Raw genomic sequence first — 15,983 nt, 5'->3', positions numbered from 1 at the left:
CTTTATAATAACACATGTTTTCTATTCAGCCTTTCCCTCCGGGAAAATAATTTTAAACACAAAGAAAAAAATCACCATGGAAACTCCACCTGTAATAATTGTCACAAGCATGTTATAGACTGCCGGGGCCACATATGCAGATGCAACTGGCATCCACAGATTATTAAATCCATTACAGATCAGTGAAATTACCACCCATGCAACAAAATACCAAATTGCCTGATATACAGGATTTCCATGGCTTTTAAAAGTAATATTTCTCTGAAGTGGAAAATTGATACACTGTGCAAGAAATGACCCCAATTCATAACTGATAAAATAGCCAAGTCCACCACCGATCAGTATATTTCCCGTTGCATCACGCAATACATTATACCCCAGCAAGCTCCATGTAAATTTTACTCCAAACAGATTCATGGAAACCTTTGGCCACATAAACTCTGTACCAGCCAGTCCAATTCCCAAAATCCCTGGTAAAAATGTAAATACAAGATACTGGAATACTGTCACGCCCATACTGAATATAACAAAATAGAATATCTGATAAAGCCATTTTGCAATAGCAGAATGTTTCTCTTCAAAACATTTCCATATATTTTTTATATGATTCATCTGCACTTTCCTCCGGCTTCTTTTAATAATTTTTCATATTTCTTATTATTTCTTCTGTTTCTGAAATATCCGCCAATTATTTTTTTTACCCCAAGCATAAAGTGGCCATTCACAACATCGACAATTCCATATACCATTTCCATACTAACTGCCCCACCGGTCATCTTGGCAATCCCTCGAAACGGCATATTGTAAATAAAAAGAATATTCAGATCCGGCTTTCCCTGTGCCTCACTCTTCTTTTTCATTTTTGTGAGATATCTATATATCAGCCTTGCAAGTCGGCTTTTTGCATAATACATCTGACAGATTGCATCATTGATTCCCAGATTTCCACTCCATCTTCCGTTCGGTATCTCATGGCCAAGAAGTTCACGAAATTCCTCATCTGATATTTTCTGCACGATTCCTGTATAATAGTAAGGCATTTTTGCCGGATTATACGGATACCCTTTACTATTTCCTGTTCTCTCAGTCATACCTGTTAAACGAATATCTGCAACACTGGCTCCTACCATAATCTGATAAGTTCCTGTTTCTATTTCCCACTGTCCCGTTTTTATATTCCAATAACGGAATGTCTTATCATCAAAGGGAATCCTGAGCTGTCTGCTTTCTCCTGCCTTTAGATAAACTTTTGCAAAACCTTTCAGTTCTTTTTCCGGTCGGAACACGATTGCATTAGGAAGTCCTACATACATCTGAACAACCTCTGCTCCATCTCTGTCACCTGTATTGGTAACCGAAACTTTGATTCCATCCTCTTCTATGATAAGATCAGAATATGTAAATTCCGTATAGGAAAGCCCAAAGCCAAATGGATATTGCACCCGGACTTTTGAAGTATCATAATAGCGATATCCCACATAAACACTCTCTCGGTATTCCGATGTTTTCTCATTACTTGGATAATATCGGAATGCCGGTGTTTGTTCATAAGATATGGGATATGTTTCTGCCAGTCTTCCTGATGGATTCACTTTTCCGGTCAGAATATCCAATGTTGCAGAAGCGCCTGCCTGTCCATTCAGATAGCCATGCAAAATCGCTTTGCAGCAGGTGTGCCATGGCATTTCTATCGCAGATCCTGCACTCAGTATTCCAATAATATTTTCATTCACTTTACTGATATCCTGCAGAAGATCTATCTGATTCTGTGGAATACGCATATGGGTTCTGTCCAGTCCTTCTGACTCACTGATCTCATCAAGGCCAAAGCAGAAAATCACAATATCCGCGTTCATAGACAAATTTAACGCAAACTTTCTATCATTCTCATCTACTTCTCCATTTCTCTGATAGCCTCTTGTCATTCCCAGAATATTCAGATCATATTGTTGCAAAATCGATGACATATCTTCTACTTTTGTTGGATTGACCATAGAAGATCCTGCCCCCTGATATCTGGGTGAAAAAGCAAAATCTCCAATAACAGCGATGGATTTTTTGGTATCCAGCGGAAGAATCTGTTTTTCATTTTTCAGAAGAATCATGCTTTCTGTTGCTGCTTTCCTTGCCAGTTGATGATGTGCGTTTCTGTCAAAGTTTTTATCTGAAAGCTTCTTCCCTGATGTCAGTTCCATCACTGCATCCACCAGTTCTCCAACTCTTTCATCCAAATCCGCTTCCTTCAGCTTTCCATTTCGGACAGCAGCAATCACTTCCCTTGCAGAATCGTACCCACAGGACGGCATCTCCAGATTTGAGCCGGCAGCAACACCTTTCACATGGTCATTGCTTCCGCCCCAGTCTGTTACTACAATTCCATCAAATCCCCATTCTTTGCGCAAGATATCTGTCAAAAGATGTTTGTCCTCATTAGCATAAATCCCATTAATCTGGTTGTAACTGCTCATGATTGCTTTTGCGTGTCCTTCTTTAACAGCTATCTCAAAACCGGTCAGATAAATTTCTCTTAATGTCCGTTCGTCAACAACTGCGTCCATTGCCATTCTCCGAAGTTCCTGACTGTTAACCGCCAGATGCTTCGGGCAGGCATAAACGCCTTTACTCTGTATTCCACGAATATATGACGCTGCCATCTTCCCGGAAAGATATGGATCTTCTGAAAAATATTCAAAATTTCTTCCACATAATGGGCTTCTTTTAATATTTAATCCCGGACCAAGCAGGATATTTACATCCATACTTGCTGCTTCCTCTCCAAGAGCCTGTCCAATCTCTTCCCCCAGATCCTGATTCCAGCTGTTTGCTATCGTCGCTGCTGTGGGAAAACAAGTTGCATTCAAGGATGCATTCAGTCCCAGATGGTCTCCTGCTCCTGCCTGTTTTCTGATTCCATGCGGTCCATCTGAAAGAAAGATGGACGGGATGGAAAGCCTGTCAATTTCTCTGGTCTGCCAGACAGTTTTTCCACTGAGTATCGCTGCCTTTTCTTCTATTGTCATCTTTTCAACCAATTTTTGCTGTTTCATAACTGTTTTCCATCCCACTTTCATCCTTATTCAGCACTCTTTCTTTTCTTATATCCTTTGATTACCAGTACTTCCATTCCTGCCATGAAAAGTACTATTACAATATCGATACCAATTCCTGCTTTTTTCCAGTTTTCCATACCTGTTTCTTCGTGTTCTCCATCATAATCCCAACTGCTTACAACTGTATACATGACATTTTTGCAGGCATTTCTCATCTGAAGTACAGATGTCGGATGCTCCGGATTGGCTACATTGTTCTCTTCTCCGTTGAATGTGGACAGCATTACATCTACTCCATTTGCCAAAGCTGCATCTGCATTCATAAATCCATGACCATTGTTTCGGAAGAAGTCTGTAAGCGCCATTCCCCTGAATCCCCATTCCTCTCTGAGGACTGTATTCATAAGGTTACTGCATTCTCCAGTCCATTTATCTCCAAGGAAGCTCCAGGAAACCATAACTGCATTTGCGCCACCCTGTTTTACAGAAATTTCAAATGGTTTCAGATAGATTTCCCGGATTGCCTGCTCATTTGACCAGACACTTACCATCTTTGCATTTCCCTCATACAGAGCAAAATGTTTGATATAAGAATAAACTCCATATTTTCTTGCTCCTTCTACTGCTTTTGCTCCCATATTTCCTGCAAGAACTCCATCTTCTGAGAAATATTCATAGTTTCTTGCACCAAATGCGGTTCTATGAGTATTCATACCTGGTGCATACCAGCCCTCTGCACCCATTTCCTGACTGATCTTGCCCATGCATTCACCCCAGGCCTGTGCAAGTTCCTTATTCCATGTGGAAGCAACCACAACTTCAATTGGAAATCCAATAGAACCAACTCCTGTAAAGTTGTTATTAATTGCTGCTGGTCCATCGAAATCAAGTGTAGCCACTTTTCCCACAGAATCCATGGCTGCTGTCTGATAACCTGCCATTGCAATCATATTTGCCATTTCATCAACAGTAAGCTGATCCAGAAGTTTTTCCCAACGAGGATCGTCATAATCAGCATCACGCATATCAGCTAATGTAAGTCCATTATCTGCTCCCGTTGTCGGCATTACATCCTCATCATTGAGATATGTAGTCTTATCAAAGTTGCTGTTCAGATGATATTCAGAAACATATGGCTCACCCAGCTCTGCAGATGCCGGTGCTGCTGTAGCCTCTTCATAATTTGCAAAATGATCTGCACGTGACAGATATGTTATATCTCCTTTTGCATCTTCAAATACATTTGTTGCTGCAGTATCATCTGATGCTCTTTTATTTTCTCCCTTATATACTACATCTTTATCTGCAGTATAAGTTTTCTGATCCAGCACAGTATGTGAATCGCTGTTGATAGAAATCACATAATCGCCTTTTTCAAGAACATATGCTTTTGCATTATTCTCATCATAAGAGGCCATATCTTCTATACTGAATGTAACTGTAACAGTCTGAGATTCTCCCGGCTGAAGCAGATTTGTTTTTGCAAACTCGATCAGATTTGCAGAAGATTTCTCAATTCCCCCATTTGTATATGGCGGTTTATAATACACTTCTACTACATCTTTTCCGGCAACATCTCCGGTGTTGGTTACTTCTACATCTACAGAAATCTGTCCGTCTTTTTCCTCCAGTTCACCCATTTTCTGTTCAAATTCCGTGTAACTCAGACCATATCCAAATGGATACTGTACAGTCTTATCATAATCAATCGCACCTTCCTGTGCAGCTGTTTCATAGTACTTGTATCCTACATAAATACCTTCCACATAATTGGTAAATGCCGGAGCATACACCTGCGCAGTTCCTGCGTTCATTCCTTCAACGGCCATATCTGCCAGATTTGTATACTCCGTTTTTTCTGCATTATTCCACCACGGAGCAGTCGTCATATCATAAATAAATGTATCCGGTGTTTTTCCGGAAGGATTGACTTCACCTGAAAATACTTTACCAAGTGCATTAAATCCCACATTTCCCGTTCCGGGGCACCATACAACAGATTTAATCTGAGGATATTCATCTGCGAAACCAAGTTCAAACTGATTTGCTCCATTATAAACCACAATCACATTATCAAAGTTTGAGCAAACCATATCCACCATATCTCTCTCAGTTTGTGAAAGCTGTAAATAATGCTCTCCCTCAGGAAAATCATCATATTCATCTGAATTATTATCATATGCTGCTTTTCTTACATCCATAGGAATATCATTATGACCTTCACCTGCTTTTCTGGAAAGAACCACAACTGCCACATCAGAATACTCTTTCGCACTTTTAATAAGCTCATCACTGTAAGTATCTACAGGTGGCTCCGGTAATGTCCAGCTCTGTTTCTGGATAGACATTTCCGGATTATCTGCACCATAATTGTTATAAAAATCAACCAGTTCCTGGTTAATAGAAAATCCGGCATTTTCAAGTCCCTGATTCAGACTGACAATATCATACAGATCATTAATTCCACCGGAACCAGCTCCACCGTAAGCCGGATTAATAGATTCCCAACCAAAAACATTCAGTTTTTTTGTTTCATTTAAAGGAAGCAGGCTTTCATTCTTCAGAAGAACAATTCCGTCTTCCATAATTTCTTCTGCTACTTCCGCAGCTTCTTCATTTGTTTCATCGCTTAAAGTTCCATTTCCCGTTGCCAGTCCAATCAACGTAGACATTGGTCCAAAACAGATCATATTCACGCAGACAACAACTGCAAGAACCATTGCGATCGCAGCTTCTCCTCTTATCAGAAATCTTTTGCCCCTGGACATCCTGCGGCATGCGATCATAATTACGATTCCAATTACAAGTGCAGCAATAATACCGATAATATACGGTTTGCATAATTGTAATACCGCCAGAACATCTTCCATTTCAACACTGATCATTCTCTTTTTTCCTCCTTTGACTCTCTCGTCTTTTTCAGGTATCATTTCCTGTTGACATTACTATAACATGGTTATTATTTCGTGCCGTTTTTGGCACAAGATGCAGCAAATATGGCACAAAATACTAAAAAAGGTCCACCGGACCTGTCGTATGCTTGGCAACAAAAATACCCAGAGCATTACAATACTCTGGGTAAAAGAATCTTTAATTCAAACCAGTTCTGCTGTACTCCAAATACTACAGAACCATCATATTTTTCTACAGCTTTACGAATACTCTTCAATCCAAAACCATGGTTTTTACTATCCTTTTTTGTTGTTGTAATCAGATCCTCTTCATTTTTGGAAATTTCTGCTTCACAATAATTCTCTATCTTGATGAACACAAATCCTTTTTGAGCGGATACTGTCAGATGGATCAGTCTTTTTTCCGGATCTGGAATTAAAATTACATGTTCAATCGCATTATCCAAAGCATTTCCAAATATAGAACATATATCTGTTACATGCATATGATCCAATAATTTTCCATCTGCCACACAGGTAATCTGTATATGATTTTTTCGACAATGGAAAATCTTAGCTGCCAAAATCGTATCAAGTACCTGATTCCCCGTTCTGCTTATATTCTCAAAAGCAGCGATTTCCTTTTCCATGGAATCAATCCATTTTTTTCGTTTCTCTTCATCTGATTCCGCACGAAGTCCCGTTATCTGGTGTTTCAGATCATGGTATTTCATTTGTATGAGATCCAGGCTGTCCTGATAATTTCGGTATTGATCATACTGGCTTTTCAGCATCACGTTCATTACTGAAAGTTCTTTCTCGGCAACATACTCACTGATCCTGCTCTGATAAGCATGCAGGATTGCAATTCCCCCAAAATCGATCAGTGTTCTGATAGAAAAAATATCTGCACGTTCTCTGCTCGCAAATGGTGCATTTTCATTTAAAAAGCTCAGATTACTAAAAGCAAAGATTGCAACAGCCATGATTGCCGCCGCTACTACTTCCTTTACTGTCATCTGTTCAAGATAATTCTGCTTCAGAAGATCTTTTTCTAAATAAATATCAATAGTAAAGCAGCCTCCAAAAACAACCATCGTGATCAGAATTTCAACCCCGAGGCTCTGATTCCCCCATGCCTGTACAATAGATACCATCTGCCACTGCAGCGAAGCTGCAAACTCAGCAAGAACAAATGCACGGGCACAGCAATAAGCCGCTCCCAAAGGCTTCATATTTCCTCCGACCATAAGAAATCCATACATCATACCTGCAGCGATCATCATACAGGGAATCCACAAAATTTCAGTTACGCTGCCTGTCAAAGTCAGAAAAATACTCTGCATTGCCAACATGAAAAGACTGCCTATAAGAAAATGTACAGATTTCATGTTTTCTTTTTTTAGGATATAAAGATAAACCAGACATGATCCCCACTCTGCTATTGCCGTATAAATTCTTGGAATATCCTGATATAACATAGTATCCTCCATTTCGCATGAAATCATTCCATATTGAGGTTTTGCAGAAGCAGATTCATGAATTCTTTTTTTCTGGTTCTGCTGACAGGTATATGTACATTATGGATCACACAATCAGAACCAACAAATCCCTCTACATGATTCATATTTACCAGATATCCCTTTGCACATCGAAAAAAATTATGTACCGCAAGTTTTTCTTCGAGTTCTTTCATCGTAATTCTTGAACAGTAATCTCCTCTCGAAGTATGATAAATTACATTATGTCTCTGCCCCTCAATAAAATAGATATCTGCTATATCTATCTTTACAACTCCTTCCCCAATCGGAATCGTAAGAAATTCTTTAACCTCAGAGCGCATACGTCCAACTGCTTTATCCAGTTTCTGCGAAAAAGAAAAGTACTCAACTGGTTTTACTACATAATCCATTGCATCAACTTCATATCCACGTACTGCATATTGAATCATATTTGTAATAAACATAATAATTACTTTCTGATCCATCTGACGGATTTTTTCTGCTGCTGTCATACCATCCATGAACCGCATCTGAATATCCATCAGAATAATGTCAAAACCGCCACTGTAATTCTCAGTGATATCTTCTCCATCACCAAATACCGTAACCTTTATTGATCTTCCCCTTTCCGTTTGATATTTCCGGATATACTCTGTTAATTGTTTTACGTAAATTTCTTCATCTTCCACAATTGCAATCTGTATCATCCTATACCCTCCACAAGAATTGCATTTTTTGTAACTGTTCAATCACACAATATAGTCCCAGGTTTTTATTATTATTTTATAAATAATTTTTGTTTCAGTATATCACTGCTTTTTTCTTGCGTCAAGCGGATGTAATATTACAAATTACAGCTGTATGATCTGGTGTTCTTTTATAATATATCCACAGTAAATCTCCTCATTCTTTAAATAGAAAGTAGAAATTCTGTTAAGTTTTCAATAGCATCTGGTTTTTCTGATAGTTCTTTCCCCATCAGTCCCTCTCCCATAATACTAGGATCCGCGCCAAGAGATACAGCGACTCGACTTGAATTCCATACAGCTTCATACATCATTTCCTTATTCTCTTTTGTTACTTTATTGAGAACATAATAAAATGGTTTTCGAATACTTTCCGATAATTCCCCGATTTTTTTGGAAAGCTGTAGGGATTCATAGGATGGATCTATGATTATCAATATCAAATCTACACCGTTATCAATTCCACGTCCAAAGTGTTCAATACCAGCCTCCATATCCATTAGCGCAAATTGGTCTTCTTTAAGCCTGAGATTTTGGATAAATTGAGTCATAACAGTTCCCATAGCACAAGAACACCCTTCATTTGCTTGATGAATTTTTCCACTGCTCATCAGTTTTACACCGTCCTTCAGACTATAATAATCTTCCGGTATATCATCTATTGTCCAGGTTTCCTCAAAAAACTGATGAGTAAATTTTGATAACATCATATCATTTAAAACATTTTGTTTACCACCGAAATAGTCTGTAAAATCTCTGGGAAGCTTCATACCTAGCTGTCGGTGTAGACCATAATTAGATTCATCGGAATCAATTACCAAAATTTCTTTTCCTCGTCTGGCTAAAGCCTTAGCCAAAAGACTGGTTACTGTACTTTTTCCACATCCACCTTTTCCACAAACTGCTATTTTCATCTCTTTTATCTCCTTAAATGCTTCTTACTCCACTTCCTCCAGTTCTGTTCCTTCTGGAAGAATATATCCGCAGTTATCACATACTCCATCCTCTGCAAGTATCCCGTCTTTCACAAAGGCTTCAATGCCTCCCGGTTCATGACAGCGTGGACAATCTAATTCCTGTATCTTTTTCTGATTTCTTACATCCTGGCAATTGGCAAATTCAATTTTACCCATAGTGATTCCTCCATTTTCATTCCATATCAATTTGTCTTCGCAAAAAAGTTCCTACCATACGGGAAAAATTGCTGATATTACGAATATAGGCAAAGTCTTTTCCATAGATTCTCTTTTCCACGGAGAGCTCTTCTTCATTCCCTACAAAAATACCAATTACGAAAATTCCCTGATTTCTGGCCCGACGCACCTCATATGCAGTATCTTTCACAGCTCCTTCTCCGTCATAGATCTTGGGCTGGCGGGTTCCTGGTCGTTGTATGCTCATATCACAGGGTTTTCCATCACTTAATACGATTAAAATCTTATTTTTTTCCGGTCGCTCCATGAGAGAGGAACAGACTGTTTTCAGTGCAAGCCCATCTCTGTTATTAGCATACGCCCGAAATTGAAAGATTCTTTCATTTGTTTCCCTTGAATCTTCATAATCCCGAAATCTCTGAAGTACTGTATATCCCCAGAAAGCACAGTATCCTGTCACCCGATGAGGAATTCCTGCCTGGCTTAATGCTTCACTGATAATATATCCCTGCGCCGCTACCTGAGCCTGTCTGCCAGCTTGGGAACCACTGGAATCAAGCAGGACGTCTATCACAAACTCAGAATCTTCTGATCTCTTTTTTCTATTAAATAACTTGTCATCGTCTGTTCTTCCAATTTTCCATAACCTTTCAGGAACAAGCTGCCCTGCATCAGATCTGCTGACAAAATCATCCTTTCGGATTATAAGTGCCCGTTTCAGTGACTCTGCCAACACAGAAATATTTCTTTTGATGATCCAGTGATTATTTCCATAATAGGCTTTATTTTTTTCAAACTGCAGCTGAGAAAAACGGTATTGATTATTTTTTATCACAGGGTTCTGTAAAATTCCATCTGTAAGATACAGGATACAGTTTTTGTGGATTCCTGTACAAAATTTCCGGTTGACTCTGGCCTGCTCCGATTCACTTAGATACGATTTTCCGTAATTCAGTTCCACATATTCCCGTATCCGTCGCACTGCCTGTGGATTTATATTCTCCGAGCTTTCCGGAACTTCTTCATTTTCCGGAGAGAAATAAAATCTTTTTTTCTTTTTGTTTCTGATATCCAGACTCATCATCTTTTTTTTGAGATCAGAAAGATATTTTTGAATGATGTCTTCCATCTGTTCATCCGTCATGCATTCCTGCCACGCGTCATTGGCCAATGCCATATCCGGTAAATTCAGAATTTTCTCCAGATTTCCATTCCTTTTTTCAAAAGAGGGATCCAGAACATGATTATAAATCTCATCTATCACGTTTATGACATCTTCCGTATTTTCCGCATCCTTCAGAGAAAAAATCTTGTACAATGCAATCTCTGCCTGTGGATCCATTCCCTCATCGTCTGTGTTCTCCAGAACATGCCTTATATACAGAAGCCTAATCCTGTGAATCAGGTCTGTTCCAGCTTTGTCTGATACCTGCTCTTTCTCGGCCTTTTCCAATTCTCTGAACGCCTGTTCTCTGATTTCCTTTGTTCCCAAACGTTCTCGAATGATAAACCGATTCACTGCAGCATCCATGCATAATCCAGCAAGAGGCAAAAGCATATCTTCTCCAGCAGAAAAATGTAATTTTTTCATCAAATACATGCCAAGTTTCTTCTGATCAAAATATCGTGCAAAGGCACCCTGCTTCACTGCCTCATACAGAACCGTTTGTTTTGAATAATCATATTTTTCTGTGTCCGGTTCAAATTCCATATCATAATCACCACTGACTGTCCAAAAAAGATTTCTGATACGATTGCTGATCTCCAGACGATGTTCTTCCAGTTGTTCCGCCGGCCATCTGACATCCTCCATACAAGTTTACCCCCATATGTCTTTTCCGGTCCAGGAAGATGGGATTCTGGTAGAAACCACATCTTCTACGATCTCTTTTTCAAATACATCAAAACTTTTATTTATGATCCCCATCTGGATTGCTTCAATTGGAGAAAGTCCGCTTCTTGTTGCCTTTACAGCAGAAACCAATCCTCTCAGGTCGAGAGATTTTGTTGAGATTTCTCCATGATAAGCTTTAATCTGCAAATCCAGAAACAGTCCTGCAAAAGCTTTCAGTGCACTTTTTTTCCCCTCTGGAAAATGTTGTCTTAATACAAAAAGGACACTATCCTCATCCATTTCAGGCATATCAATTACCATAAACCTTGAAACCAATGCTTCATTTAGATCTCTGGTACCTGCGTAACCATAATTCATCGTGCCGATAAATCGTGTTGCCGGATGAAGTAAAATCCTGTTATATCCTGGAATATCGATTCTGCGCCGATGATCCAGTGTGGCATGCAGTACAGAAACCGCATCATTTTTTGCCATATTGATTTCGTCCAGGATTCCAAATCCTCCAAATTCCGCGCATTGGTAGATGGGGCCTTTCCGAAGGCGAACCTCATTATTTATAAAGGTATCCGTTCCAATCAGATCGGCACTGTCTGTATTTACATGAAAAGAAATGTCGTATTCCGGTCTTCCGAATATCCATGCCAGTGTCTCACATAGTACATTTTTTCCTGTAGCTTTCGCACCGGAAAGTAACAGGTTATCTCCCTGAAGAAGCGCTGCTATTGACATTTCCAGAATCTTTTTCCCATAAAATAAGATATCCGGTTTTTCTACCCGTTCCTTTACCTGATTCTCTACCTCATAACGCATGTGAAAATCTCTCAGTTCTCCAATCAGTTCCTGCGCTATCTTCTGGTCTTCTAAATATTTTTCTATTTCTGTCCAATGATTTCTCATGAAGATTTTCCTTTCTTTGCAATTAGTTATACCAAATCAGATAATATTTCTGTATACTCAATCTTCAAACTTTCAATCCTCCAACTCACAATCCTAACTTCTTTATAATTTCTCCCAGTGCACTTCTTACAGGAGAATCTTTCGGAAGCTGTATGATCGGCTTTCCATTACAGTCATACTGATATACCTGGTCATCATGTGGTACAACCCCTAACAGTTCCAGTCCCTGATTTCGGATTTCTTCCAGAGTTCCGGCATCCAGTTTTCCATCCGGAACACGATTCACGATTAATCCAGTTTTCTGTGGTTTAAAGTTTAACTCCTTCATCAGCTTTGCAATACGTCCGGCTGCCTGAACACCTCTTCTGGAACAGTCACTTACAAGAATGGCAACTTCCATCATTGGCAGGATTCCTCTGCTGATATGTTCCATACCTGCTTCGTTATCAACCACAATATATGGATAATGACTTTGCAGTTTCTGAACCTGGGTCTGCACAAGGCCATTTACAAAACAATAGCAGCCCTGTCCCTGGGTTCGTCCCATTACCATCAAATCATAATCGTCTTCTTCTGCAATCGCATCAGAAAGACGCATTTCCAGATATGCCTGTTTTGTCATACCGGAGGGAATCTGATATCGTGGGTCTACGCCTGCCCGCTCAATTTCTTCTCTCAGCTCCCCAAGTGTGATCTCCGGCTCAACACCGAGCACTTCGTTTAAATTTGCATTTGCATCTGCATCCACCGCCAGGACCGGACGTTTTCCGCTTTCACATAGATACTGGATCAACAATCCACAAAGAGTTGTTTTTCCTACGCCGCCTTTTCCTGATACTGCAATTACATGTCCCATGTTTTTCCTCCTAAAATTCTGAACAATCTGTTGACTTTTTCTTTTAACCTTATTATAGTTGTTACTATATAAATTACAATAATCAGTCTGTGAGATTTGTATGGTTACTCAACACATCAGAAAAATTGTTGAGGAATCATATGATCCCAAATAATACAGGAGTATATAATGTCAGAAAAAACGAAAAAACAAGATCGCCGTACCCGCTATACCAGACAAACCATAAAAGATACGTTCTTAGAATTGTTAAAGCAGAAAAGTTTTACGAAAATTACAGTTACAGAGGTCTGCAAAAATGCTGAAATCAACCGTGGCACTTTTTATCTTCATTACTACGATATCCATGATGTATTATCAGATATTTTTAATGATATGACTCAGGATATGTTAACAACTGTAGATCATTTATTCTGTCTAAATCAAAAAAGCTGTTCCTATCCGTTCTGTCAGAAAATACAGATGGAATCACAATACAGGGCACTGTTTCTGGATGATGCAATTGCCCCTATTCTTCTGGAAAAAATAGCAGAAAATACAAAAGAAGGCTATGTGACCTGGCTTATGTCACACAGCCTCCTGACCTTTGAACAGGCAGAATCGGTTTTTTATTTTCAAATGAATGGCTGCCTTTCCATCAACAGACTGATGCTCCGCAATCACTGTAATGACTGGAAACAGATTCAGACAGTAATCGACAAATTTATCAAATCCGGGCTGGAAAGTTTTCTGATTCATGATCAGAGAGAAGAAAATGCTTCCGATAATTTTTGCAGCAAAATTTCTCCAACTGTTACCGCATCTTCTACACTCAGATAATGATCGGCATGATCTTGAAGAAATAGTTTTCCCGATGCAGGAAATTCTTCATCCGCAAACCATATCTTTAAAGTTACCGGATATCTTGGCAGAACTGGAAAAACAGCACACAGATCGGCCGTTGTCTCTGTGAATTCTGCACCCAGGCTTTTACATGCTTTTTTAATTTTTTCAGGATCTTTGCCCTGTAAGAGTTTTTCCAGTTTCTGCTCTGCTGTCCGGTCAAACTTGGTTCCACGTATCAATCCATCTTTCAGGTTACCAAAAGTAATGAGCTTCTGTGAGCCTTCTGTGCCATCGGCCATATCCAGATAATGCAACAACGTCAGATAATGCCATTCATCTATGTCTGAGTTAATATAGAATTCAGGAAGTTGAATTTCAATCGTTTCATAAAAACTCATTATCTCAAGTACATTTCGGCTGCTATGAAAAACAGCCCCACTTTTTGCAGCAATCTCCTCTCCAGAACGATTTTGTAACCGTTTTACTGCTGCCCGCAACATTTCCTGAAATGCACGATTTTCTGTTTGATTTTTGTATTCCATAAGTTCTCCTTTGTGAATATTTATAGTATCTGTGTTGACTTTTCCTTTAATCTCCATTATAGTTGTAATTATATTATTTACAATCATCAAAATAATAAATATGCACAGTTTCTCAACACATTAAAAAGAACTGTTGAGAACTTAGGATGTTTTAGACAAACCAGAAATATTTTTGTCTCAAAAATGTGAAAGCAAGATCATTATATCATACTACAAGGAGTTTCTTATCATGAAATATTCAACGAAATTAAGTGATACTGTTCATGTGATGGTTCTGATTGCTATCAACCAGGAAAAATCTCTCTCCAGCGCCTCAATTGCAGAAAGTGTCCATACAAATCCCGGCTTTGTACGCCAGCTTATGTTAAAACTAAAAAAAGCCGGACTTATGACCAGTGTAGCCGGACATGCCCGTCCTTCTCTTTCAAAACCAGCAGACCAGATTACATTGCTGGATATTTATAAAGCAGTTGAAGGTGATAAACCATTGCTTCATTTAGATACTCATACCAATCCGGATTGTGGCGTTGGCATTAACATTCAGTTATCTTTGCAGGGATTCTATAATGAAATTCAAAAAACTACTGAAGAAAAAATGAATACGATTACTTTACAGGATATCATAAATACCTATTATCAGCGAACATCCATGCAAAATGATTTACAAAACATTATATGACAGGAGAATATTCTTTTTCAGATATTGTAAAAGCACTTGATATCTACGAATTGCTCCGCTGCAAAGCAGCTCCCACAATTCCCATCATATCTCAATATAAAGTATTTGTCTAATGTTTCTATTAAGCAAATATTTGTCAGACCAATTTGCCATAAGTACCAGAATATCAAGGCTTGCGAAGGCAATTTATAGTAGATTTTGGCATATACATTTCGATTTTTTTTGAGTATAATAATTCCGAAAAAGTACTTTGATAGTAAATTAAATGCGACATTATCGCACAGGAGGCATGGGATATGATTATTACAATAGCAAGACAGTGCGGAAGCGGCGGACATGAAATAGGAAAAGAACTGGCTTCCAGACTTGGACTGGAACTCTATGACAGAAAGAAGCTTGAAGAAGAAGCAAAAAAACTTGGAAAGCTTGACGAAAACAAAGAATTTTTCCAGGAAAAAGCTGTAAACAGCCTGCTCTACAGCATTGCTCTAAGCTACGGAGAAAGCAATCCAATGGAAAAATCTTTTGAACTTATACGTGAACTTACGCAGCAAAAACCTGCCGTAATCATCGGACGCTGTTCAGGAGCGATTTATGCAAATGATTCTGAGGCAACTACTGTTTTTCTTCACGCAGATAAAGACTGCCGTATCAAACGTGTAATGGAGCGAGACAGCATCAATGAGAAAAAAGCTGCGAAACTGATAAAAGAAGTAGATGAAAAGAGAGCATCCTTCCACAAATTCTGTACAGGCAAAGAGTGGGAAGACGCCAGCCAGTATCAGCTGTCTATTGATACTGGAAAACTTGATATTTCCGATGTAGCAGACATGATCATAAATTATATCAATGCTAAAAAGTCAAAATAAAAGCTCCTGTAAAACAATCCGGCTGCCGCGGTAGTGTAAAATAGTTTGTGTTTTTGGTAAAAAATAACTCCTTTTTGGTAAGAATTCAGATATGACAATTCTTATCGAAAAGGAGTATTT

General features: G+C 38.9%; 14 protein-coding genes. 3 read left to right on the top strand and 11 right to left on the bottom strand.

What is annotated here, in order from left to right:
- Positions 1-21: 21 nt before the first annotated feature.
- The 10 genes from ACTNDS_RS00070 to ACTNDS_RS00025 all read right to left on the bottom strand — a co-directional run bounded on the left by ACTNDS_RS00070 (position 22) and on the right by ACTNDS_RS00025 (position 12,951).
- Positions 22-612, bottom strand: coding sequence for a hypothetical protein (locus ACTNDS_RS00070; RefSeq protein WP_005423172.1), 591 nt, complete (start codon positions 610-612; stop codon positions 22-24).
- A complete protein-coding gene (locus tag ACTNDS_RS00065) occupies positions 609-3,047 on the bottom strand; it encodes a glycoside hydrolase family 3 C-terminal domain-containing protein (protein WP_441032296.1) in 2,439 nt (812 codons plus the stop codon). Before ACTNDS_RS00065 ends, ACTNDS_RS00070 begins: the two co-directional genes overlap by 4 nt.
- 26 nt (positions 3,048-3,073) lie before the next feature.
- On the bottom strand, positions 3,074-5,935 hold the full coding sequence (locus ACTNDS_RS00060; protein WP_441032293.1) for a glycoside hydrolase family 3 C-terminal domain-containing protein: 2,862 nt from the start codon (positions 5,933-5,935) through the stop codon (positions 3,074-3,076).
- 179 nt (positions 5,936-6,114) lie between these two features.
- Positions 6,115-7,422 carry an ATP-binding protein gene (locus ACTNDS_RS00055; RefSeq protein WP_044996326.1) on the bottom strand — a complete coding sequence of 436 codons (1,308 nt, stop codon included), beginning with the start codon at positions 7,420-7,422 and terminating at the stop codon, positions 6,115-6,117.
- A 23-nt stretch (positions 7,423-7,445) separates the two neighbouring features.
- Positions 7,446-8,150: a LytR/AlgR family response regulator transcription factor gene (locus tag ACTNDS_RS00050; RefSeq protein WP_019162588.1), complete on the bottom strand. Its 705-nt coding sequence runs from the start codon at positions 8,148-8,150 to the stop codon at positions 7,446-7,448.
- Positions 8,151-8,353: 203 nt separating this feature from the next.
- Positions 8,354-9,103 carry a nucleotide-binding protein gene (locus tag ACTNDS_RS00045; RefSeq protein ID WP_303243495.1) on the bottom strand — a complete coding sequence of 250 codons (750 nt, stop codon included), beginning with the start codon at positions 9,101-9,103 and terminating at the stop codon, positions 8,354-8,356.
- 24 nt (positions 9,104-9,127) lie between these two features.
- A complete protein-coding gene (locus tag ACTNDS_RS00040) occupies positions 9,128-9,322 on the bottom strand; it encodes a hypothetical protein (protein ID WP_015542178.1) in 195 nt (64 codons plus the stop codon).
- Between the two features lie 16 nt (positions 9,323-9,338).
- Entirely contained in the window at positions 9,339-11,156 is a 1,818-nt protein-coding gene (locus ACTNDS_RS00035) for a cobaltochelatase CobT-related protein (protein ID WP_441032285.1), read from the bottom strand.
- A 6-nt stretch (positions 11,157-11,162) separates the two neighbouring features.
- Complete coding sequence (locus ACTNDS_RS00030) at positions 11,163-12,095, bottom strand: AAA family ATPase (protein ID WP_441032282.1); 933 nt, start codon at positions 12,093-12,095, stop codon at positions 11,163-11,165.
- Positions 12,096-12,180: 85 nt separating this feature from the next.
- The gene (locus tag ACTNDS_RS00025) at positions 12,181-12,951 is read right to left on the bottom strand and encodes a nucleotide-binding protein (RefSeq protein ID WP_117593154.1); all 771 of its coding nucleotides are present in this window, start codon (positions 12,949-12,951) and stop codon (positions 12,181-12,183) included.
- Positions 12,952-13,119: 168 nt separating this feature from the next.
- On the opposite strand from ACTNDS_RS00025, the gene ACTNDS_RS00020 reads away from it, so the two are divergent.
- A complete protein-coding gene (locus ACTNDS_RS00020) occupies positions 13,120-13,767 on the top strand; it encodes a TetR/AcrR family transcriptional regulator (protein ID WP_368219009.1) in 648 nt (215 codons plus the stop codon).
- Here the strand turns inward: ACTNDS_RS00020 and ACTNDS_RS00015 are convergent.
- On the bottom strand, positions 13,689-14,315 hold the full coding sequence (locus tag ACTNDS_RS00015) for a DUF3786 domain-containing protein (protein WP_441032277.1): 627 nt from the start codon (positions 14,313-14,315) through the stop codon (positions 13,689-13,691). The two genes, ACTNDS_RS00020 and ACTNDS_RS00015, sit on opposite strands and share 79 nt — an antisense overlap.
- A gap of 229 nt (positions 14,316-14,544) precedes the next feature.
- On the opposite strand from ACTNDS_RS00015, the gene ACTNDS_RS00010 reads away from it, so the two are divergent.
- Both ACTNDS_RS00010 and ACTNDS_RS00005 read left to right on the top strand, forming a co-directional pair.
- On the top strand, positions 14,545-14,994 hold the full coding sequence (locus ACTNDS_RS00010; RefSeq protein ID WP_441032274.1) for an Rrf2 family transcriptional regulator: 450 nt from the start codon (positions 14,545-14,547) through the stop codon (positions 14,992-14,994).
- A gap of 296 nt (positions 14,995-15,290) precedes the next feature.
- Complete coding sequence (locus tag ACTNDS_RS00005; protein ID WP_441032271.1) at positions 15,291-15,863, top strand: AAA family ATPase; 573 nt, start codon at positions 15,291-15,293, stop codon at positions 15,861-15,863.
- Positions 15,864-15,983: the final 120 nt, after the last annotated feature.

Source organism: Blautia sp. HCP3S3_C12, from assembly GCF_052064155.1.
Taxonomy (GTDB): Bacteria; Bacillota; Clostridia; order Lachnospirales; family Lachnospiraceae; genus Blautia_A.
Note: the sequence above shows the minus strand (reverse complement) of the source record. Positions and strands in the feature narration are given on the sequence as shown.

Coding starts and splice junctions, on each gene's coding strand:
- ACTNDS_RS00050 (WP_019162588.1), bottom strand. CDS start 8,150: ATGATACAGATTGCAATTGTGGAAGATGAAGAAATTTACGTAAAACAA.
- ACTNDS_RS00015 (WP_441032277.1), bottom strand. CDS start 14,315: ATGGAATACAAAAATCAAACAGAAAATCGTGCATTTCAGGAAATGTTG.
- ACTNDS_RS00045 (WP_303243495.1), bottom strand. CDS start 9,103: ATGAAAATAGCAGTTTGTGGAAAAGGTGGATGTGGAAAAAGTACAGTA.
- ACTNDS_RS00035 (WP_441032285.1), bottom strand. CDS start 11,156: ATGGAGGATGTCAGATGGCCGGCGGAACAACTGGAAGAACATCGTCTG.
- ACTNDS_RS00065 (WP_441032296.1), bottom strand. CDS start 3,047: ATGAAACAGCAAAAATTGGTTGAAAAGATGACAATAGAAGAAAAGGCA.
- ACTNDS_RS00005 (WP_441032271.1), top strand. CDS start 15,291: ATGATTATTACAATAGCAAGACAGTGCGGAAGCGGCGGACATGAAATA.
- ACTNDS_RS00055 (WP_044996326.1), bottom strand. CDS start 7,422: ATGTTATATCAGGATATTCCAAGAATTTATACGGCAATAGCAGAGTGG.
- ACTNDS_RS00010 (WP_441032274.1), top strand. CDS start 14,545: ATGAAATATTCAACGAAATTAAGTGATACTGTTCATGTGATGGTTCTG.
- ACTNDS_RS00020 (WP_368219009.1), top strand. CDS start 13,120: ATGTCAGAAAAAACGAAAAAACAAGATCGCCGTACCCGCTATACCAGA.
- ACTNDS_RS00030 (WP_441032282.1), bottom strand. CDS start 12,095: ATGAGAAATCATTGGACAGAAATAGAAAAATATTTAGAAGACCAGAAG.
- ACTNDS_RS00040 (WP_015542178.1), bottom strand. CDS start 9,322: ATGGGTAAAATTGAATTTGCCAATTGCCAGGATGTAAGAAATCAGAAA.
- ACTNDS_RS00070 (WP_005423172.1), bottom strand. CDS start 612: ATGAATCATATAAAAAATATATGGAAATGTTTTGAAGAGAAACATTCT.
- ACTNDS_RS00060 (WP_441032293.1), bottom strand. CDS start 5,935: ATGATCAGTGTTGAAATGGAAGATGTTCTGGCGGTATTACAATTATGC.
- ACTNDS_RS00025 (WP_117593154.1), bottom strand. CDS start 12,951: ATGGGACATGTAATTGCAGTATCAGGAAAAGGCGGCGTAGGAAAAACA.